18 protein-coding genes are annotated in these 19980 nt (G+C 54.6%); 13 read left to right on the forward strand and 5 right to left on the reverse strand.

Going from position 1 to position 19980, the window contains the following annotated elements; genetic code table 11:
* Positions 1 to 22: 22 nt before the first annotated feature.
* From pepN to KUO20_RS06025, 3 genes are read left to right on the forward strand one after another with little or no spacing between them, the layout of a single operon-like run.
* Complete coding sequence (pepN, locus tag KUO20_RS06015; protein ID WP_235041978.1) at positions 23 to 2653, forward strand: aminopeptidase N; 2631 nt, start codon at positions 23 to 25, stop codon at positions 2651 to 2653.
* A 41-nt stretch (positions 2654 to 2694) separates the two neighbouring features.
* Complete coding sequence (gene yegS / locus KUO20_RS06020) at positions 2695 to 3654, forward strand: lipid kinase YegS (protein WP_235041979.1); 960 nt, start codon at positions 2695 to 2697, stop codon at positions 3652 to 3654.
* 43 nt (positions 3655 to 3697) lie between these two features.
* Positions 3698 to 4417 carry a hypothetical protein gene (locus KUO20_RS06025; protein WP_235041980.1) on the forward strand — a complete coding sequence of 240 codons (720 nt, stop codon included), beginning with the start codon at positions 3698 to 3700 and terminating at the stop codon, positions 4415 to 4417.
* A gap of 54 nt (positions 4418 to 4471) precedes the next feature.
* Here the strand turns inward: KUO20_RS06025 and KUO20_RS06030 are convergent, their stop codons facing one another.
* Complete coding sequence (locus KUO20_RS06030; RefSeq protein WP_096280842.1) at positions 4472 to 4675, reverse strand: cold-shock protein; 204 nt, start codon at positions 4673 to 4675, stop codon at positions 4472 to 4474.
* Positions 4676 to 4812: 137 nt separating this feature from the next.
* On the opposite strand from KUO20_RS06030, the gene KUO20_RS06035 reads away from it, so the two are divergent.
* Positions 4813 to 5469: a LysE family translocator gene (locus KUO20_RS06035; RefSeq protein WP_235041981.1), complete on the forward strand. Its 657-nt coding sequence runs from the start codon at positions 4813 to 4815 to the stop codon at positions 5467 to 5469.
* A 73-nt stretch (positions 5470 to 5542) separates the two neighbouring features.
* On the opposite strand, the gene KUO20_RS06040 is transcribed toward KUO20_RS06035, so the two are convergent.
* On the reverse strand, positions 5543 to 7492 hold the full coding sequence (locus KUO20_RS06040) for a transglycosylase SLT domain-containing protein (protein WP_235041982.1): 1950 nt from the start codon (positions 7490 to 7492) through the stop codon (positions 5543 to 5545).
* A 122-nt stretch (positions 7493 to 7614) separates the two neighbouring features.
* On the opposite strand from KUO20_RS06040, the gene KUO20_RS06045 reads away from it, so the two are divergent.
* The 4 genes from KUO20_RS06045 (at position 7615) to sixA (ending at position 11774) form a co-directional block, all read left to right on the forward strand.
* Positions 7615 to 7947, forward strand: a complete 333-nt coding sequence (locus KUO20_RS06045) for a YkvA family protein (protein WP_235041983.1) — start codon at positions 7615 to 7617, stop codon at positions 7945 to 7947.
* 155 nt (positions 7948 to 8102) lie between these two features.
* Positions 8103 to 10007, forward strand: coding sequence for a molecular chaperone HtpG (gene htpG / locus KUO20_RS06050; protein ID WP_235041984.1), 1905 nt, complete (start codon positions 8103 to 8105; stop codon positions 10005 to 10007).
* Positions 10008 to 10162: 155 nt separating this feature from the next.
* A complete protein-coding gene (locus KUO20_RS06055; RefSeq protein ID WP_235041985.1) occupies positions 10163 to 11284 on the forward strand; it encodes an NAD(P)H-dependent glycerol-3-phosphate dehydrogenase in 1122 nt (373 codons plus the stop codon).
* Between the two features lies 1 nt (position 11285).
* On the forward strand, positions 11286 to 11774 hold the full coding sequence (gene sixA, locus KUO20_RS06060) for a phosphohistidine phosphatase SixA (protein ID WP_235041986.1): 489 nt from the start codon (positions 11286 to 11288) through the stop codon (positions 11772 to 11774).
* Between the two features lie 60 nt (positions 11775 to 11834).
* Here the strand turns inward: sixA and gatB are convergent, their stop codons facing one another.
* The 3 genes from gatB to gatC all read right to left on the reverse strand — a co-directional run bounded on the left by gatB (position 11835) and on the right by gatC (position 15136).
* Entirely contained in the window at positions 11835 to 13289 is a 1455-nt protein-coding gene (gatB, locus tag KUO20_RS06065; RefSeq protein WP_235041987.1) for an Asp-tRNA(Asn)/Glu-tRNA(Gln) amidotransferase subunit GatB, read from the reverse strand.
* Positions 13289 to 14749 (reverse strand): Asp-tRNA(Asn)/Glu-tRNA(Gln) amidotransferase subunit GatA, encoded by a 1461-nt coding sequence (gene gatA / locus KUO20_RS06070; protein ID WP_235041988.1) that lies wholly within the window; start codon positions 14747 to 14749, stop codon positions 13289 to 13291. The genes gatB and gatA overlap by 1 nt, the downstream gene beginning before the upstream one ends.
* Before the next feature lie 99 nt (positions 14750 to 14848).
* Positions 14849 to 15136 carry an Asp-tRNA(Asn)/Glu-tRNA(Gln) amidotransferase subunit GatC gene (gene gatC, locus KUO20_RS06075; protein ID WP_235041989.1) on the reverse strand — a complete coding sequence of 96 codons (288 nt, stop codon included), beginning with the start codon at positions 15134 to 15136 and terminating at the stop codon, positions 14849 to 14851.
* A 229-nt stretch (positions 15137 to 15365) separates the two neighbouring features.
* Here gatC and KUO20_RS06080 point away from each other — a divergent pair, with 229 nt between their 5' ends.
* The 5 genes from KUO20_RS06080 to rng all read left to right on the forward strand — a co-directional run bounded on the left by KUO20_RS06080 (position 15366) and on the right by rng (position 19977).
* Positions 15366 to 16403: a rod shape-determining protein gene (locus KUO20_RS06080; protein WP_096280814.1), complete on the forward strand. Its 1038-nt coding sequence runs from the start codon at positions 15366 to 15368 to the stop codon at positions 16401 to 16403.
* A 23-nt stretch (positions 16404 to 16426) separates the two neighbouring features.
* The gene (mreC, locus tag KUO20_RS06085; protein WP_235041990.1) at positions 16427 to 17371 is read left to right on the forward strand and encodes a rod shape-determining protein MreC; all 945 of its coding nucleotides are present in this window, start codon (positions 16427 to 16429) and stop codon (positions 17369 to 17371) included.
* A complete protein-coding gene (mreD, locus tag KUO20_RS06090; RefSeq protein ID WP_235041991.1) occupies positions 17371 to 17859 on the forward strand; it encodes a rod shape-determining protein MreD in 489 nt (162 codons plus the stop codon). Before mreC ends, mreD begins: the two co-directional genes overlap by 1 nt.
* Positions 17856 to 18443 (forward strand): Maf family protein, encoded by a 588-nt coding sequence (locus KUO20_RS06095; protein ID WP_235041992.1) that lies wholly within the window; start codon positions 17856 to 17858, stop codon positions 18441 to 18443. The genes mreD and KUO20_RS06095 overlap by 4 nt, the downstream gene beginning before the upstream one ends.
* A gap of 70 nt (positions 18444 to 18513) precedes the next feature.
* Positions 18514 to 19977, forward strand: a complete 1464-nt coding sequence (gene rng, locus KUO20_RS06100; RefSeq protein WP_235041993.1) for a ribonuclease G — start codon at positions 18514 to 18516, stop codon at positions 19975 to 19977.
* The last annotated feature ends 3 nt before the right edge of the window (positions 19978 to 19980 follow it).

Consider the following 19980-nt stretch of genomic DNA (forward strand, 5'->3'; position numbering starts at 1 on the left):
TTTTAAACAGGAGTCATGCACTATGTCTGATCCGCAGCCGGTTTTTTTAAGCGACTACCAGCCACCCGCCTACCGGGTTACCCATGCCGAGCTGACGTTTGATCTTGACCCCGCCGCGACCCGTGTGAAAGCGCGCCTATCGATTGAACGTCATGCGGACGCTGACGCCGACGCGCCGCTACTATTAAACGGCGAGCACTTAAAACTGATTTCCCTCGCCATTGATGAAACGGCGCTGGAGGCATCGTCGTACAAGCTTGATGACAAGTGCCTGCGTATTGCCCAGGTGCCTGAACTGTTTGTGTTGGAAAGCGACGTTGAAATTGCTCCGCAGGCTAACACGGCGTTAGAAGGTCTTTATCAATCTAACGGTATGTACTGTACCCAGTGCGAGGCTGAAGGTTTTAGGCGCATTACGTTTTATCCTGATCGTCCCGATGTCATGGCGACGTTTAAGGTAACCGTTATTGGAGACCGTCAGCGTGAGCCGGTGCTGCTCGCCAACGGTAACCCGATTGAGCGCGGTGACTTAGAAGGCGGCCGCCATTTTGCTACGTGGGAAGATCCACATCCCAAGCCCAGTTACCTGTTTGCGCTGGTGGCAGGAGACCTTCAGTGCGTCGAAGACTACTTCACCACCATGAGTGGGCGTGAGGTCACGCTGCAGATTTGGGTCGAAAAAGACAATCTCGATAAAACTGAGCATGCGATGTCGTCGTTAAAGCGAGCGATGGCATGGGATGAGCAGGCCTACGGCCGTGAGTATGATCTTGATCTGTTTATGATCGTTGCCGTCAATGATTTCAATATGGGGGCAATGGAAAATAAAGGCCTCAATATTTTTAACTCCGCCGCCGTATTAACGCATCCTCATACCGCCACCGATGCAGCGTTTCAGAATGTAGAAGGCATTGTGGCACACGAGTACTTTCATAACTGGTCCGGCAATCGGGTGACGTGCCGGGACTGGTTTCAGCTCTCACTGAAAGAAGGTTTTACGGTCTTTCGTGATCAGTGCTTCTCGGCGGATACGAACTCTGCGCCGGTTAAGCGTATTCAAGACGTGTCTTTTTTCCGTACTGCGCAGTTTGCCGAAGATGCTGGCCCCACTGCGCACCCGATCCGCCCCGACCGCTTTATTGAAATTACCAATTTCTACACCCTGACGATTTACGAGAAGGGTGCCGAAGTTGTACGCATGCTGCGTAATTTGGTTGGTGAAGAGCGTTTTCGTCAGGGCTCTGACCTTTACTTTGAGCGTTTCGACGGGCAAGCGGTAACGATTGGAGACTTTGTTGGCTGTATGGCGGAGGTTTCCGGCCAGGATTTTAGTCAGTTCATGCGCTGGTACTCTCAGGCGGGAACGCCGGATATTGATGCTCACGGCGAGTACGACTACGTTCACGGTGAATATCGTCTAACGCTTCGCCAGCGCACGCCGGCAACACCAGGGCAGCCGGACAAGCTGGCGCTGCATATTCCTGTGCGTATGGGGCTCGTCGGCACTAAGTCTGGGCAAGACCTCACGCTGACACTAAATGGTGAAAAATTAGGCAAAGATGCGGTTATTCATCTGCGTGACGATGAGCAGACGTTCATCTTTACCGATGTGGCTGAAGCGCCCGTGCCGTCACTGCTGCGAGAGTTTTCTGCACCTGTGAAGCTGCACTATCCCTACTCGCGAGAAGATCTGGCGTTTTTGTTAACCCATGATAGCGATGGCTTCAATCGTTGGGATGCAGGTCAGCGCCTCGCATTATTGGCATTAGATGACCTTATCGCTGCACATCGCAACGGCGTGGAAAAGGTCATGGATAGCCGCGTGATAGACGCCTTTAAGACGCTTTTGACCGGTTCAATGAGTGATAAGGCGGTACTGGCAGAGATGCTAACGCTGCCTTCTGAAGCGTATATTGCCGAGCAGCAGCCCATCGTTGATGTCGATGCTATTCATGCTGCCCGTGAGTTTGTGCGCCAGTCGCTGGCGGTGGCTCTGCGTAAAGAGTTTATCGCTGTTTACGAAGCCAATGTGACTGAGCAGCAATACGCGCCGACGCCAGAGCAAATTGCCCAGCGCAGCCTGAAGAACGTTGCACTCAGCTACTTGATGTCGATTGAAGATGAACAGGGCTTGGCACTGTGCGAAGCGCAGTTCAGCGCCGACCATAACATGACCGATGTGCGTCAAGCGCTTACGTTAATGGTGCACAGTGATCGTGATGACTTGGCGTCGCCGGCGCTAAAAGCATTTGGAGAAAAGTGGGCGCACGACCCTTTAGTGATGGACCAGTGGTTCACTATTCAGGTATCGCGCCCTCAGGCCGATGTTTTAGAGCGCGTTAAGTATTTAATGCAGCACCCTGCGTTTTCGCTTAAAAATCCCAATAAGGTTCGCGCACTGATTGGCGCATTTGCTCAGAACCGGGTTAATTTCCACCGCTTGGATGGCCAGGGCTATCAATTGCTGACCGATGTGGTGATTGAGCTCAACCGCCTTAACCCTGAAATTGCAGCACGTCTGATTACGCCGTTAACACGCTGGCAGCGCTTCGATGAAACCCGTCAGGGATTAATGCGGTCTCAACTTGAGCGTATTCAAAAAGAGCCGCTATCTTCAAATGTATATGAAGTGGTCGAGAAGGCGTTGGCATGACGGTAAGCAACGGTGGTTAACCAAGGAAAGGAACAATAACGGTGACAGACTCTCAGCAGCATTATTTACTCATTATTAATGGTAAATCTGCCGGTAACCCGGCATTGCGCGACGCCGTTGATGAGCAGCGCCAAGCAGGGATGCTAATCACCGTTCGCGCTACTTGGGAAGGTGGCGATGCTGCTGATATCGCTGAGCAGTCAGCGGGGATGGGGATCACACATGTGATTGCCTGTGGCGGGGATGGCACCGTTAGCGAGGCCATGAATGGCTTGATGCGGCTGCCCCACGATCATCGCCCGGCACTGGGTATTGTGCCACTGGGCAGCGCTAATGATTTTGCTACCTCCGTAGGCTTGCCTTTAGAGCCAGGCCCGGCGTTAGCGGCAGCGATGACGCTAACCTCGCACCCCATTGACGTTGTACGCGTGACGGCAGGCAGGGATGGCGAGTCGACGACCAGCTATTATGTCAACATGACCACCGGCGGTTTTGGCGCTGAAATTACCTCCTCAACGCCCAAAACGCTCAAGCGTTTGCTGGGCGGTGGCGCCTATTCGCTGATGGGCGCATTAAAGGCTTGGCGCCATCGCAGCTATCGCGGCAATCTTCACTGGGATGGCAAGGAGGAGAGCGCTTCGCTGCTGCTACTGGCGCTGGGCAATGGCCGCCAGTCAGGCGGTGGGCAAGTGTTAGCGCCGCGCGCCAAGCTTGATGACGGGCGCTTGGATGTGCTGCTGGTGAAGGACTTTAATTCCGTTACCGAACTGACCAAGCTGATTGGTGAGCTGCAAGATTTCCCTTATGACGGAAAATTTGTTCGTTACTTCACCACTAGTCAACTGACGGTAACCACCCAGGCAGATGATCCTCCCTGGCCGCTCACTCTAGACGGCGAGGCGCGCTGGTACGATCATTTCTGTGCTGAAGTGGTGCCGCTTGCGCTGCGCGTGCTGATACCCGAGGATTGCCCGTTGCTATCTTCCGCCCATCAGCATTAATGGGTGGACACAGAATTTTATTGTTATGAAGGAGACGTATCAAATGGCAAATCGCGTGTGGATACCTGCACTTGCCGCCGTGGCATTAATGCTAAGCGCCTGTGGAGACTCTCAAGAAGATCCTGCCGTGGCACCCGCTGATAATGCTGAAGTGGCGGATGAAGAAACGGTACGCGAGGATGAAGGGCCCGCTGCGGCTGAAAATGCGGCAAAGATGGAGACGCCTGAAGAAGTAGAGGATGACATCGAAGCACGTCAGGCCGAGGAGCAGCTTGAGCGCGCCGATGCCCTCCGTGAAGACGAAACGCAGGAAAGCAATACCGAGGGTGCCGCACCGAGTGAAGCGTTAGAGGCGAGTGAAGAGACGCTGGCTGCTGACCCTGATGATGCGCTCAACGAAGATAGCGCAATGCCCGGCGAGGCAACGCGTTCCGATGTTGATGACATAATTGCAGAAACCGAGCGCCGCTTTGAGGAGGCCGAAAAGCGTCTTGAGGAGCAGTTTCAGGAGGTTGAGCAGCAGGCTCCCGCGTTTGAGCCGATGGAAAGTGAAGATATTCCGCCTAGCTGGGAAACCGACAGCAGTATTTCAGAGCGCACGCCGTTAGACGACGGTCTTGAATCTACCGATGTAGACGCTTTAATTGAAGATACTGAGCGCCGCTTTGAAGAAGCCGAGCAGCGTCTTGAGGAGCAGTTTAAAGAGATGGAAAGTGAAGAGGCTCAGAGCGGGCCAGCGTTGCCATCGGAACGCCAGAATTAATGACTAGCAATAAAAAAGGCCCGCATCAGCGGGCCTTTGTCCATCCGTTCGCAATTAAGCTGGTTGGATGTTTGAAGCCTGAAGGCCTTTTTTACCCTGAGTCACTTCAAAGCTGACTTTTTGACCATCTTGCAGGGTCTTGAAGCCTTCAGCTTGAATTTCGGAGAAGTGGGCGAACAGATCGTCTCCGCCGTCATCAGGAGAGATGAAGCCGAAGCCTTTAGTATCGTTGAACCACTTAACTGTGCCAGTTGCCATTTTCTAATTTCCTTAACTTGCTTAGTAATCAAACGGGCAACTCAATTGTCCACCCGCTACAATTACTCTAGATGTAAATCCGGCTGTCGTCCAGCCAGATTCCTAAGATTTTTTCATTTCGTGGCGAGCAAACAATCATGATGCAGTTTGGCTTTATTGATCCGCAGTTTCTGTCTTTTCTAGTGGCGATCACGCTATTAACCATTAGCCCTGGGGTGGATACGCTGCTGGTGATTCGCAATACCGCACGTGGAGGTATTCGTGATGGAGTCACCACCAGCGTTGCTATCTGCTGCGGGCTATTTGCTCATGCGACTATTTCCGCGCTGGGAATTTCATTGATACTGCTGCAGTCAGCGTGGGCGTTCAATATGCTGAAACTAGTGGGGGCGGGCTACCTGATTTGGCTGGGCGTGACGAGCCTTTTGGCGGCGCGCCGTGGGCAGCCCCTGCCCATCAAAGGAGTGTTACAAGGTGGCGCTGTCGTATCTCGCTGGCAGCCCGTGAAAGAAGGATTCTTGTCTAATGTGCTGAACCCCAAAACGGTGGTGTTCTACATGGCCTTTTTACCGCAGTTTATTGCACCTAGCGACCCTGTGTTATTGAAGTCGCTGTGGCTTGCGGGCGTGCATTTTATGATTGCTAACGTTTGGCAAATTGGCGTTGTGCTGATGGTAGGCAGTGCGAGTAAGTGGCTGGCCAGTGCGCGTGTTGCGCAAACCTTAAACGCCGTGACCGGCACGGTGTTGATCGCCTTTGGTATCCGGCTTGCGCTAACGCAGCGCCCCCTATAAAGGGGGCGCTGCGCAATGCATGGTTATATGAGTGGTGATGCCGCGCTAAGCGGCTTCGCCGTTTCGCCTAGATTCAGCGGCGGGCAAGTAGCGCGCGGTCATAGCGTACCTGCTGCTCAGCGTCGCTAAGCAGCGAAACGCCTTCACTATCTCCGCCGTTGGCGAGGCTCTCGAAAATTACTCGATAGCTGAGAACCGCTTGTACGTAGTCGCGAGTTTCACGGAAAGGAATGCTTTCCACGAACAGATCAAACTCTTCTACGCTATTGCCGAGCCACTGGTCAACGCGGCCGGGGCCTGCATTGTAAGCCGCCGTCGCTGCAAGGCGATTGCCTTGGTAGCGCTGCAGCTTATCGCGTAGGTAGGTACTGCCTAACCGGATGTTTAGCTCAGGATCTAGTACGCCATAAGGCCCTGGATCGCTAATCCCCAGTTCGCGGCTGACCTGGCTTGCAGTGCCCGGCATCAGCTGCATTAATCCGCGTGCGCCTGCCGGTGAGAGAGCGTTGGGATTATAGGCGCTTTCACGGCGAGTAATGGCCATCAACAGGTAAGGGTCTACGCCGGTTAGCCGGCCCCAATGTAAAAAGCTGTCGTGATAGGCCTGGGGGAAGCGCCAGTCGAGGGCGTCCCAGAGCTCCCCGGCAATGGTGGTTTGAACTAAACGTGCGTGCCACTGCTGGCTGGCGGCGTAGTCTGCCAATGCCCTGGCTTGTTCGGGGGTGCCACTCTGAACGGCGTGCAGCCACTCGCTGTTAGCTAACCCATCTTCACCAATGCGCAGTAGCGCTTCAGTACGCTGGACGGTCGGTAGCTGAGCGATGCGCTGTCGCGATGCTTCGTCAAAATGATTGCGCTCAAGATTCAACTGATATGGTTGACCAAGTTTTTCGGCAGCGGCAAAACCATAAAAACTGCGATCAGTGGCGGCCTGCTGATAGCGTGATTCGGCGGCTACCTGGTTGCCAAGCTGGCCGTTTGCACGTCCCAGCCAATACTGCCAGCGGCTGTTTTCCTGCTGGCTGGCCGGCATTTCAGCAATCCAGTGGACGACATCGTTCCAGCGTCGTTCTGCCAGCGCACGGCGCACGCGCAGCTCTAGTACGCGCTCGCTATCCAGTGACGGAAGCACGCTGTCGACCCAGCTAAGCGTGCCCGGCACCTCTCGTACCAACGCATAAAAAGCCAGTTCTTCCTCAATGGCCTGCTGGTCACTGGGAAGCAGGCTTAGGCGCGGTGCTATTTCTTGCCACGCGGCAAAGGCAGCGGGGGTGTCTTCGCGGGTGAAGCGTTGCATCGCTGCTCGATAAAAGCTTGCGGTTGCTGCGCACTCAGGGCCCAAGCATAGCGGGGCCTGGGTAATTGCCCGGCTGCGTGCTGAAACGTCATCAACGTTGTCTAGCGCGGTTTGCCACTGTCCGCTTAGAAGCCCGCCCAGGTAGCTTGAGAGGCTGTTTTCTCCCGCCTGCCACGCCAGCATCTTGCGCTCCCAAATTGCCGTGGCGTCAATTGTGCCGTTGGCACGCAGTCGCTCAAACAACGTATCACAAGCATTTGGCTGAGAACCGCCGGTCAGCCACAGATCAAGACCCGCCTGATTAGCCTGCTGCGGCTGGGCATTCAGTAGTGCGGTGTAGTAATAGCATTGGCGTGCGATGCCGGCCGGTTCGCCATCAGCCACGCTAAGCAGATCGCTATAACGTCCCGCATGGCCATACTTGGCAATGGCTTGACCGCGAATCCACCCGGCCAGCGGTGAATCCGCATAGTGATCCATAAATTGCTGGACTCTTTCAGGGGACACATTCGGCAGCTGTCCTCTTATGCGGTGATAATCAACGTAGCCGCGCAGCGGGTGGTCTTCAATCAAGCGCTCGTCAACGCGCTGCCACTGCTGCTCCCTGGCTGCGCTGAGGGCATCACGAAGATCGCTATCCGAAGCGGCCCAGGACAGCGTGGGAATTCCAGCCAGCAGTGCCGTACACAGTACACGAGCGGTATGGCGAAATGGCGAAACCAACATGGTGCTCTCTCTCTATTGATTGACGTCTATTTAGGTCTGAGGGATTGCTGAGCAACCGCTAAAATGAACCAATGTTTACAATGATGATCCGACAGCTTAGAGACTAGGAGGATTCAATTACGATGGCTCCATTATCCACTTGGTGGTTCTTGCGTCGACTCAAATCACGCGTTTGGGCCACAAAACGCATTCTGCGTGCGTTAAAATTGTTTTTACCCATGACCCGGGACGTGTTGCGAGGCGATTTCCGGCCTGTTCCTTGGTCGGCATTCGCTATGATGGCATTGGCGCTGGCGTATTTAGTCATGCCGTTCGACCTCATTCCCGATTTTCTGATGCTGATTGGCGTTATTGATGATGTGCTAATTGTGGGGTGGCTGTTAAACCGTATTGATCAACGCTTAGAAGGCTATCGTGCCTGGAAATACACCGACCCCGATATGACGCCGTCTTAATACTTGCCCGCTAGTTATCACCTACCTGCTTGAAAAAACGTTGCTTAACACCATATAAGGCTCACGAAACTAGATTATGCCTCTGGGCGCTTGGCGCAGAGGCGAATGACTCAACCTGATCCTAAAACGTGATCCATAAATAAGGGGCTAAGCGCATGACTACTGCTACCCATGAAGAAACTCTTGGCTTTCAAACGGAAGTTAAGCAGCTCCTGAATCTGATGATTCACTCGCTGTATTCTAATCGCGAAATATTCTTGCGCGAGCTTATCTCGAATTCAGCGGATGCCTGCGACAAGCTTCGCTATGCCGCATTGGATAACGATGCGCTGTATGAAGGCGACAGCGAGCTGCGCATCGAAATTGAGCATGACCGCGATGCCAACACCATTACTCTGCGCGATAACGGCGTGGGTATGAATCGCGAAGATGTCATCGCCAACCTGGGCACTATTGCGCGCTCGGGCACGGCTGAATTTCTTAAGCAGCTTTCCGGCGAGCAGCAAAAAGATGCCAAGCTGATCGGCCAGTTCGGTGTGGGGTTCTACTCAGGCTTTATTGTGGCTGATGAAATTGCGGTGCGTACGCGTAAAGCGGGCACGGAGGCGGCTCAAGGCGTTGAGTGGCGTTCAAAAGGCGAGGGCGAGTTTACCGTTGCCGATATCGAGCGCGCGCAGCACGGTACCGAAATTACCCTGCACTTAAAAGAAGATGCAAAAGAGTTTGCCGACGACTATCGCCTGCAAGGCTTAGTGCGTAAGTACTCCGATCATATCGAAGTGCCTGTCCGTATGCCGAAAACCGAAACGGCTAAAGACGACGAAGGCAACAGCATTGAAGGCAGTGAAGTCACGACGTGGGAAACGGTTAACGAGGCGACGGCGCTATGGGCGCGTCCGAAGAGTGATGTTTCCGAGGACGAGTACAAAGCGTTCTACAAGCACGTGGCTCACGATTTTTCTGACCCGCTGGCCTGGAGTCACAATAAAGTTGAAGGCAAGCTTGAATACACTAGCCTGCTGTATGTGCCCGGCCGTGCGCCGTTCGATATGTTCGACCGTGATGGTTCTCGCGGCGTTAAGCTCTATGTACAGCGCGTCTTTATTATGGATGATGCTGAACAGTTCCTGCCGCTATACCTGCGTTTTATCAAAGGCGTGCTGGATACCCGCGAGCTGTCGCTAAACGTATCTCGCGAGCTGCTCCAGCAAGATCCTAAGGTCGACAAGATCAAAGCAGCGCTCACCAAGCGCGGCTTGGACATGCTTAAAAAACTTGCCAACGACAAAGAGCAGTATCAAACCTTCTGGAATACCTTCGGCAGCGTGCTGAAAGAAGGGCCGGGAGAAGATGCCGCTAACCGTGAAAAAATTGCCAGCCTGCTGCGCTTTGCCTCAACGCACACCGATACGTCTGCCCAAGAGCATGCTTTAGCCGATTACGTTGAGCGCATGAAAGAGGGCCAGCAGAAGATTTATTATGTGGTTGCCGATAGCCTCAATGCGGCAAAAAATAGCCCGCATTTGGAGATCTTCCGTAAAAAAGGCATCGAAGTACTGCTGCTTTCTGATCGCATCGACGATTGGTTGATGAGTCATTTAACCGAATTTGATGGCAAAACCTTTGCCGATGTGGCCAAAGGCGAGCTTGATCTTGGCGATGTTGAGGACGAAGAGGAAAAGAAAGCCCAGGAAGAAACGGCCAAAGCTAAAGAAGATCTGGTCAAGCGTGTGAAAGAGGCACTAGGTGATGGTGTTCAGGACGTTAAAGTGACCCATCGCCTGACCGATTCACCGGCCTGCGTCGTGTTGCCCGAGCATGAAATGGGCTATCAAATGCGCCGTATTATGGAAGCAGCGGGACAGCCGCTGCCCGAAGTGAAGCCGATTCTTGAGCTTAACCCGGAGCATGCGTTAGTGGCGCGCCTTGAAAGCGCCGAGGGCGACCTGTTCACCCAGCTTTCCTACATTCTGCTGGATCAGGCCATTATTGCCGAAGGCGGGCACTTGGATGACCCCGCCGCTTACGTGAAGCGTCTTAATAGCGTGCTGACCGCCTAATTTAAGCGCTTTTTTTAGCACGTTCTTAGGCAATGTCGGTAACGTATCGTTGCTATGCCGTCGGCCCGTTTGGTTATCCAAGCGGGCCGTCTGCTTTAATAAACCGACTTTGATACAGTAGCTATACGTTCCGCGAGACTTATTAGGACATTATCATGGCTGAGCAGCAAACCAACGACGTGGTGCCCATTAACGTTGCGGTATTGGGAGGCGGCAGTTTCGGTACAGCGCTGGCAAGCATTGCCGCTGATAATAACGCCCGTGTTCGCCAGTGGATGCGTGATGAAGCGCTGGTGGCGCAGATTAATCAGGAGCATCGTAACGGGCGCTATTTACCCCATTACGCCATCAACCCAGCCGTGCAGGCCTCAACCGATCTTAAGGCCGTGTTGGCCGATGCCTCGCTGGTGCTGATCGCTATTCCCTCAAAGGCCTTTCGCAGCGTAGTGCAAGCGGCCAAAGCATGGCTAACGCCTGAGCAGATTCTGGTCAGCACCACGAAAGGGATTGAGCCGGATAGCTTTTTATTAATGAGCCAAGTGCTTGAGCAAGAAACCGGCTTTGAGCACATTGGTGTGATTGCAGGCCCCAATTTGGCCTCTGAAATTGCCGATAAGCAGCTGACCGCTACCGTGATTGCAAGCGCTGACCCGTTGACGCGCACGCGCGTTCAGCAGGCGTTAGGCTGCCGCTACTTTCGCGTTTACGCCAGTGATGACCGTCACGGCGTTGAGCTAGGCGGAGCACTGAAAAATATTTATGCGATAGCCGCAGGAATGGCGGCGGCGCTGGGCATGGGTGAAAACACTCGCAGCATGCTGATGACGCGTGCCTTGGCAGAGATGAGCCGCTTTGCCGTCGCTGAAGGCGCTAATCCGATGACGTTTTTGGGCTTGGCGGGCGTCGGAGACCTGATTGTTACCTGCTCGTCTAACTTGTCGCGCAACTATCGGGTCGGGCATGCCATGGGTGAAGGGCGCACGCTGGAAGAGGCCGTTAGTTCGCTGGGTCAAGTCGCAGAAGGCGTCAATACCGTCAAATTGGTGTGTGCTAAAGCGCGTGAAATGGGTATTTATATGCCGCTGGCTGAGGGGCTTTCTCGCGTGCTGTTTGACGGCGTACCGGCACAGGATATGGCGCGCACATTAATGATGGCAGAGCAAAGCAGCGACGTAGAGTTTATCTTGCCTCGCGAGTCTGTTCAGCAGGCCCATCGAGATCAGCCTACTCAGCATTCTTCCCTTCAAACCCCGTCACCGCTAAAGAAAGGGCATTAGCATGCAACGTCTGCTGATTATGCGTCACGGCGAGGCCGCGCCGGGATTTCCCGATAATGCGCGCCGGTTGACCCCACGCGGCATGCAGGAAGCCGACACAATGGCGCGCTGGCTGGCGCAGCGCGTTGCCAAGGGCGAGCTGCTCATGCCTAGCCTTTACGCTAGCCCCTATGTGCGCGCACAGCAGACGGCACAGGCGCTGAGTGATGCGCTGGGTATTGGGCATGAGACGCTGGATTTTATTACCCCCGATGATGCCCCTGCGGCCATCAGCGACTGGCTGCTTGAGCAGGAAGACGGTGCGCCGATCATGCTGGTCAGCCATATGCCCCTGGTGGGAAATTTGACGAGTTGGCTGGTGGAGGGCAGCTACGCCCAGGGCGTTGGTTTTCCTACCGCGGCCATTGTCGAGCTGAAAGCCGAAATTTGGGCCGCAGGCTGCGCGCAGTTAATGAGTTTTACCCAGCCTAGCCAGCTGGCGAGTGGCTAACGTGCCATAAAAAAGCGGCTGCCGAGGCAGCCGCTAACGTCTTAGAATATTCAGGCGAGATTAAAGCAGCGCATCCAGTTTCTGCTTCAATATGCCGTTCACCTGCTGTGGATTAGCGGTGCCCCGTGACGCTTTCATCGCCTGACCAACAAAGTAGCCAATCATTTTGCCGCGCTTGTCGGGTTCCGAGTCGCGGTATTGGGCCACCTGGGCGGGGCTGTCTGCGATCACTTTGTCAATCATGGCTTCAATGGCGACGGTGTCAGTGACTTGCTTGAGACCTTTAGTCTCAATGACTTCATCGGCTGTTTCGCCCTGGCCGTTCCAAAGCGCCTGGAAAACGTCTTTAGCCGCTTTGCCGCTAATCGTATCATCGAGCACACGACTAATCAGTTCGCCGAGCTGGTGTGCGGATATGGGGCTGTTGGCAATGCTTAGGTTTTCGCGATTAAGCGCACCGGAAAACTCGCCCTGCACCCAGTTTGCCGATTGCTTGGCATCGCCGCACACGCTATGCACTGCTTCAAAGAACTCGGCCATATCCCGGCTAGCGGAGATGACGTTGGCATCATACGCCGACAGGCCTAGCTCACTTTGAAAGCGCTCGCGCTTGTCAGCAGGCAGCTCGGGCAACTGGCCACGCAGATGGTCCAGGTAGGCCTGGTCGAGCACGATCGGCAGTAGGTCCGGGCAGGGGAAATAGCGGTAGTCGTTGGCCTCTTCTTTGGTGCGCATGCTGCGCGTCTCATCACGGTCTGGATCAAACAGGCGTGTTTCTTGAACGACCTTACCACCGTCTTCGATGAGCTCAATTTGGCGTTCAACCTCAAAGGCGATCGCGCGCTCGACAAAGCGGAATGAGTTGACGTTTTTGACTTCAGCCCGAGTGCCTAAAGTGGTCTGGCCTTTCGGACGCACCGAGACGTTCACGTCGCAGCGCATAGAGCCTTCCGCCATATTGCCATCGGAAATGCCCAGGTAAGTAACAATGGAGTGAATCGCCTTGAGGTACGCGGCGGCCTCTTTGGCATTGCTCATGTCGGGCTCAGAAACGATCTCTAACAGCGGGGTGCCCGCGCGGTTGAGATCAATGCCCGTCATGCCCTGGAAGTCTTCGTGCAGCGACTTGCCTGCATCCTCTTCAAGGTGCGCATGGTGAATGCGAATACGCTTGGTGCTGCCATCTTCCAAGGTGACCTCAACATCGCCAGGGCCCACAATCGGATGGTACATCTGGCTAGTCTGATAGCCCTTAGGCAGGTCAGGGTAGAAGTAGTTTTTACGATCAAATATGGATACTTCAGCAATCTCGGCATGCACCGCTAGGCCAAACTGAACGGCCATCGCAACGGCCTGTTCGTTGAGCACTGGCAGCACGCCCGGCAGACCTAAATCGACCGCGCACGCCTGGGTGTTTGGCTCAGCGCCAAACGCCGTTGAGGCGCCGGAAAAGATTTTTGAGCGCGTAGCGAGCTGAACGTGGACTTCAAGCCCAATCACGGTTTCCCATTGCATTAGGCGTTCTCCTCGGCAAAAGCAGGACGTTGTAGGTGCCAGTCAGTCGCTTGCTGGAACTGGTGGGCGACGTTAAGCAGCTGCGCCTCAGCAAAATGGGTGCCTAGAATCTGCAGACCCACGGGACGCTTGCCGACAAAGCCGGCGGGTACGCTAATGCCGGGAATGCCCGCTAGGTTAACCGCGATGGTGTAAATATCCTGCAGGTACATCGATACAGGATCTTTTTTAGCACCCAGGTCGAAGGCGGGCGTAGGCGATGCCGGGCCCATCAGTACATCCACGTCTTCAAATGCGTCTAAGAAGTCCTGGCGGATCAGGCGGCGCACTTTTTGTGCCTTGGTGTAGTAGGCGTCAAAGAAGCCTTCTGAGAGCGTATGAGTGCCGATCAGAATGCGCCGCTTTACCTCTTCACCGAAACCTTCAGCGCGTGAGCGGGTATATAAATCAGTTAAGTCGCTGGGGTTTTCGCAGCGGTGGCCAAAACGCACACCGTCGTAGCGTGACAGGTTTGAAGACGCTTCGGCGGGCGCAATGACGTAGTAAGCGGGAATCGCATAGTGCGTATGCGGTAGGCTAACGTCACGCACCGTGGCGCCCAGCGACTCGTAGACGCTGACCGCTTCGCGCACGGCTTTTTCGACCGCGGGGTCTAATCCGTCGCCAAAATATTCTTTAGGTAGGCCGATTTTGAGCCCTGAAAGTGGGGCGTTAAGCCCCTCTACATAGTCTGGCACGCCACGCGCAACGCTGGTTGAATCGCGGCCATCGTGGCCTGCAATGACCCCTAGCAAGTGTGCGCAGTCTTCAGCGCTGCGCGCCATGGGGCCTGCCTGATCAAGGCTTGAGGCGTAGGCGATGATGCCGTAACGCGACACTCGGCCGTAGGTAGGCTTCAAACCGGTAATCCCACAAAACGCGGCCGGCTGGCGGATGGAACCGCCGGTGTCGGTGCCCATCGCTGCGGGTACTAAACCTGCCGCCACAGCTGCCGCGCTGCCGCCGGAGCTGCCGCCGGGTACTGCCGTCAGATCCCAGGGGTTTTTTACCGGGCCGTAAAAGCTATTTTCATTGGAAGAGCCCATGGCGAACTCATCCATATTGGTTTTACCCACGCTGACCGTGCCCGCGGCGTTGAGCTTTTCAACCACGGTGGCATTGTAGGGCGCAATAAAATTATCCAGCATTTTAGAGCCGCAGCTGGTTTTTACATCGCGAGTACAAAAAATATCTTTGAGAGCGAGGGGAATGCCCGTGAGCGTTCCTGCTTTACCAGCGGCGCGCGTACTGTCGGCTGCGTCAGCCTGTGCCAGCGCCTGCTCTGCGGTCACGCTGATAAAGCTATTGAGCTTGCTATCAGCCTTTTCAATACGCTGTAGATAATGCGAGGTCAGTTCGCGGCTTGAAAACTCGCCTTTTTTTAAGGCGGCGGCGAGTTGCGTTAATGTTTTCTCATACATGACCCAGAAGCTCCGTTCAGGGGCGAAAAAAATAGCGGCGAAAGTGGCAGCCCGGTAATCTCAAACGCGTGTTGATTCAACAGCTTTATTCAACAAAGTTTATTCAACAACGCGGGGGACGAGATACAGGCCGTTTTCCACTGCCGGAGCACAGCGCTGAAACGTGTCGCGCTGGTTGGTTTCTGTGACTTCGTCGGCGCGCAGCCGCTGGGTCGCATCTAACGGATGAGATAGCGGTAAAACACCTTCAGTATCAATGCTTTGTAGTTGGTCGACCATATCCAGAATCCGGCTTAGGTCATCTACAAAGCCACTGGCTTGGTCATCGCTGACGGCGAGTCGGGCTAGGTGGGCAGCCCGGCGCACATGAGATTCTTCAAGCGCCATGATCGGAATTTCCTCATAAACGTAAGGGAACATAATCCGCTTTAAGCGGTATACATACCGATATCAAAAAAACGTCTTGTGTCGCAGACGTGGAAAATAGCCGCAAAAGGTACCACATCTTGGCCTTAACGGGCAGTATTAGGCACGACTCGTGCTTGCTGCCAGGGGGTTGCGGTGATACCGTTTGCATCCGCACAGGGTTCCCGGTCTGCACTAGGTAACGACATCCATGTTTAAACGTTTGAGGGGGCTGTTTTCCAGCGATCTGTCGATCGATTTGGGTACGGCCAATACACTGATTTATGTACGCGGTCGCGGTATCGTGCTTGATGAGCCGTCCGTGGTCGCTATTCGCCAGTCTGGCACAATGCGCAGCGTTGCGGCAGTCGGCACCGATGCCAAGCGAATGCTGGGTCGTACGCCTGGCAATATCACTGCGATCCGTCCGATGAAAGATGGCGTTATCGCCGATTTCACCGTGACCGAGCAGATGCTCCAGCATTTTATCCGCAAAGTTCACCAAAGCACCTTTTTAACCCCGAGCCCGCGTGTGCTGGTGTGCGTTCCTTGCATGTCAACGCAAGTCGAGCGTCGGGCGATTCGTGAGTCGGCGGAAGGTGCCGGTGCCCGCGAGGTGTTCTTGATTGAAGAACCCATGGCGGCAGCCATTGGCGCAGGCCTTCCGGTTGATGAAGCCCAGGGCTCAATGGTCGTGGACATCGGTGGTGGTACCACTGAAATTGCGATTATTTCACTCAACGGCGTGGTCTACTCCGAATCTATTCGAGTGGGTGGCGACCGTTTTGATGAAGCCATTACCGCCTACGTTCGTCGTCACTACGGCAGCTTAATTGGTGAAGCGACGGCCGAACGCATCAAAGAAGAGATTGGCTGTGCTTATCCGGGTGGCGAACTGCGCGAAATAGACGTGCGCGGACGTAACCTGGCTGAAGGCATTCCACGCAGCTTTACGCTAAATTCTCACGAAACGCTTGAAGCCCTGCAAGAAACGCTTGGCTCCATTGTTTCCGCGGTCAAAAGCGCTCTTGAGCAGTCGCCGCCAGAGCTGGCCTCCGATATCGCCGAGCGTGGCTTGGTGTTGACCGGTGGCGGTGCCTTGCTTCGCGATCTCGATAAGCTGATTGCTGAAGAAACAGGGCTGCCGGTGATTGTGGCTGAAGACCCGCTGACGTGCGTTGCGCGCGGTGGTGGTAAAGCGCTGGAAATGATTGATCAGCATACCTTTGAGTTGCTGTCGAGCGACTGATCTCAGCGGTTAATGCGGGGGGATTGCCTATTAAACCGCTGTTTTCGCACGGGCCATTGCCGGGCTACCGGTTGTTTTTTTGCGTGCTGGCCGCCAGTGCCTTGATGTTTGTCGACCATCATTTCACGCGTATGGAGCAGGTGCGCGCGCAAATGTCGATGGTCGTGGCGCCTATACAATGGGTCGTTAGCGTGCCTAGCGACCTATTGAATTGGGGGTCGCTTGCGCTCTCCGATCAACAGGCGCTGGTGGACGAAAATCGACGCCTGCGCGAGCAAATTTTAACGCTTTCCCATCGCGGTCAGCGCATGGCTAATCTGACGGCAGAGAATAGCGAATTACGTGATTTGCTGAATGCCGCCGAGCGGCGTGATATTCCCTATATCACCGCTGAGCTGTTGTCGTTAGATAACGATCCATTTAGTCATCAAATGGTGGTTAACCGCGGTCACCGTAACGGTGCCTACGTGGGGCAGCCGGTCATTGATGCGTCGGGTTTGGTCGGCCAAATTACCGCGGTGTCGGCTTACTCTAGCCGCGTACTGCTATTGGCTGATGCTAGTCATGCCTTGCCTGTGCAGCTAAATCGCAACGGTCTGCGTTTTATCGTGCAGGGTGCCGGGCGCTACAGCAGCGTCAATGTAATGCACGTGCCGGATACGGCAGACATTCGTGAGGGCGACCTGCTAACAACGTCAGGCCTGGCCGGGCGTTTTCCTCCCGGGTACCCCGTGGCCCGAGTGACCGAGGTCTACCATGATCCGGGTCAACCTTTTGCACGCGTAACGGCTGAGCCAATGGCACAGCTGCAGCGCTCGCGTCACTTCTTGCTGCTCTTTCCGCCGCCTCAGCAAGAGATAGACGAACATGCGTGGGATGAGACGCTGGATATCTCTGCAGCAGCGCTGCGCTCTTCGCTTCAGCTATCCAATCCTGATCCAAATGTATCACCTCAAGAGGTGCCCTGATGGCCCGCGCACCGATTGTTCCGCTACTGTTTATTTGGCTAAGCCTGCTATTAGCAGTGTGCCTGCAAGTCATGCCGCTGGCCGATGGCTGGCAGGTATATCGCCCTGAATGGCTGGGCCTGATGCTGATCTACTGGTGTATGCGCACGCCCGATCGAGTCGGCGTTTTTCACGGCTTTGTGCTGGGCATTCTGATGGATTTAATAGAAGGCACTGCGCTAGGCCAGCATGCGATGGTTTATGCGCTGCTGGCTTTTTTATGTGCCTTGGTATACCCCCGATTCCGCGCCTATTCACTGGTGCAGCAGTCGGCGCTCGTGCTGGTGCTCATTGGCTTAGTGCAGCTTGTTGCGCAGTGGTTACGTACTATCGTGGGCGATTTTTCAATCCATTTGGCCTTTTTGATTCCTTCCTTGATTAGCGCTCTGCTGTGGCCTTGGCTATCCACTATGTTCCAAGCATTGGAACGCCGGTTAGCCGCTTCGTGAGCGCTTCTGCACCGGTTTTGTGTCTGGCCTCTGCATCCCCGCGTCGGCGTGCGTTGCTGGCTTCCATCGGCGTGCCGGTGACGGTTCATCCCTGTGATATTGATGAAACGCCGCTGGCAGGGGAGTCGGCGACGGCTTACGTGTATCGCTTAGCGATTGCCAAAGCAGAGGCGGCGCTGTCGCTTACTGACTTGCCAACCTTAGGTTCCGATACCGCTATTGCTGTTGATGGGCGTATTCTAGGTAAGCCTGCGGATGCTCAAGAGGGAGCCTCGATGCTGCGCCTATTGTCAGGGCGATCGCATCAAGTGCTCACTGCCGTAGCTGTGACCGGGCCGGAGGGCATGCTCTCTTGCTGCGTCACCACTCAGGTGACGATGCGCGTAATCGAAGAGCAGGAAATCTCCACCTATTGGCAGACCGGTGAGCCGGCTGATAAGGCGGGAGGCTATGCCATCCAAGGTTTAGCATCGATATTTGTAAAAGAGATTCAAGGCAGCCATTCTGCAGTAGTGGGGCTGCCGCTATTTGAGACGACGAGCTTGCTGCGCCGACAGGGAGTTCCTATCTGGCAGTGCATTTAACGCGCTAAGCGCGAGTCGATCGGCGCATGTATCGCTAGCAAGGAATACGTCAACCTATAAGGATTTGTGCATGAGCGGTGAAGTTCTCATCAATTTAACACCAATGGAAACCCGCGTTGCGCTGGTGGAAAATGGCGTTTTGCAAGAGGCACTGATCGAGCGCTCCCGTCGGCGTGGCATCGTGGGCAATATCTACAAAGGCAAAGTGGTGCGCGTGCTGCCGGGTATGCAGGCTGCTTTTGTCGATATTGGCCTTGAGCGTGCCGCTTTCATTCATGTGCACGAAGTGATGCCCCCCGGCACGCCTCAGGATGAACAGCAAACGATCGCTCAGCTGCTGCATGAAGGTCAGGCGCTCGTCGTACAGGCGACCAAAGACCCTATTGGCAGTAAAGGTGCGCGCTTAACCACGCATCTGTCGATTCCTTCGCGCTACTTGGTTTATATGCCTGATTCGCCACACCACGGTGTTTCTCAGCGCATTGAAGATGAGCATGAGCGTGAGCGCTTAAAGGCGCTGTTGGACGCCAGCGTCAGCGAGCAGGCGCTAGAGGTGACGGGCGGTTTTATTGTTCGTACGGCGGCCGAAGGCGTGGGCGACGAAGAGCTTAAAGGCGATATGAATTTTCTGCTGCGGCTATGGCGTAACGTCAGTGAGCGGAAAGTCAGCGCGGCCCCGCAAACCGTTATTTATGATGATCTGCCGCTATTTATGCGCACGCTGCGTGACGTGATGCGTGATGACATCGAAAAAGTGCGTATCGATTCGCGTGAAAATTTTGTCAAGCTAGTCGAGTTTGCTGAAGAGTTCATGCCTAATGCCGTTGATCGCATTGAATATTATCCTGGCGAGCGGCCCATTTTTGATCTTTACAGCGTCGAGGATGAAATTCAAAAGGCGTTGGGTCGTAAGGTACAGCTGAAGTCGGGTGGCTATCTCGTGATTGATCCGACCGAGGCAATGACCACCATCGATGTTAATACCGGCGGCTATGTCGGCCACCGCAATCTTGAAGAGACTATCTTTAAAACCAACCTGGAGGCAGCAACAGCGATTGCTCGCCAGCTTCGGCTACGCAATTTAGGTGGCATCATCATTATCGATTTTATCGATATGATTGACGTTGAACACCAGCGCCAGGTCTTGCGCGTTTTAGAAAAAGCCTTAGAGCGTGATCATGCCAAAACCAAGTGCACGGGCGTCACAGAGCTTGGGCTGGTTCAGCTTACCCGCAAACGTACCCGTGAAAGCTTGGAACAAACACTCTGCGAGGCTTGCCCCACCTGCAGCGGCAGGGGAACGCTGAGAACCCCAGAAACCGTCTGCTACGAAATCTTTCGAGAAATTTTGCGCGAAGAGCGCGCCTACAGTGCTGAAACCTACATGGTGCTTGCCTCGCAGTCAGTTGTTGACCGGTTGCTGGATGAAGAGTCCGCGGCGGTGGCAGACCTGGAAACCTTTATCAACAAAACGATTCGCTTCCAGGTTGAGCAGCACTACTCCCAAGAGCAGTACGATATTGTGCTGATGTAAATC

It is taken from the genome of Vreelandella profundi (assembly GCF_019722725.1).
GTDB lineage: Bacteria > Pseudomonadota > Gammaproteobacteria > Pseudomonadales > Halomonadaceae > Vreelandella > Vreelandella profundi.

Bases quoted from the DNA above. Each gene is read 5' to 3' on its own strand.
- pepN (WP_235041978.1), top strand. From the start codon at position 23: ATGTCTGATCCGCAGCCGGTTTTTTTAAGCGACTACCAGCCACCCGCC.
- KUO20_RS06025 (WP_235041980.1), top strand. From the start codon at position 3,698: ATGGCAAATCGCGTGTGGATACCTGCACTTGCCGCCGTGGCATTAATG.
- KUO20_RS06030 (WP_096280842.1), bottom strand. From the start codon at position 4,675: ATGGCAACTGGCACAGTTAAGTGGTTCAACGATACTAAAGGCTTCGGC.
- KUO20_RS06035 (WP_235041981.1), top strand. From the start codon at position 4,813: ATGATGCAGTTTGGCTTTATTGATCCGCAGTTTCTGTCTTTTCTAGTG.
- KUO20_RS06040 (WP_235041982.1), bottom strand. From the start codon at position 7,492: ATGTTGGTTTCGCCATTTCGCCATACCGCTCGTGTACTGTGTACGGCA.
- KUO20_RS06045 (WP_235041983.1), top strand. From the start codon at position 7,615: ATGGCTCCATTATCCACTTGGTGGTTCTTGCGTCGACTCAAATCACGC.
- htpG (WP_235041984.1), top strand. From the start codon at position 8,103: ATGACTACTGCTACCCATGAAGAAACTCTTGGCTTTCAAACGGAAGTT.
- KUO20_RS06055 (WP_235041985.1), top strand. From the start codon at position 10,163: ATGGCTGAGCAGCAAACCAACGACGTGGTGCCCATTAACGTTGCGGTA.
- sixA (WP_235041986.1), top strand. From the start codon at position 11,286: ATGCAACGTCTGCTGATTATGCGTCACGGCGAGGCCGCGCCGGGATTT.
- gatB (WP_235041987.1), bottom strand. From the start codon at position 13,289: ATGCAATGGGAAACCGTGATTGGGCTTGAAGTCCACGTTCAGCTCGCT.
- gatA (WP_235041988.1), bottom strand. From the start codon at position 14,749: ATGTATGAGAAAACATTAACGCAACTCGCCGCCGCCTTAAAAAAAGGC.
- gatC (WP_235041989.1), bottom strand. From the start codon at position 15,136: ATGGCGCTTGAAGAATCTCATGTGCGCCGGGCTGCCCACCTAGCCCGA.
- KUO20_RS06080 (WP_096280814.1), top strand. From the start codon at position 15,366: ATGTTTAAACGTTTGAGGGGGCTGTTTTCCAGCGATCTGTCGATCGAT.
- mreD (WP_235041991.1), top strand. From the start codon at position 17,371: ATGGCCCGCGCACCGATTGTTCCGCTACTGTTTATTTGGCTAAGCCTG.
- rng (WP_235041993.1), top strand. From the start codon at position 18,514: ATGAGCGGTGAAGTTCTCATCAATTTAACACCAATGGAAACCCGCGTT.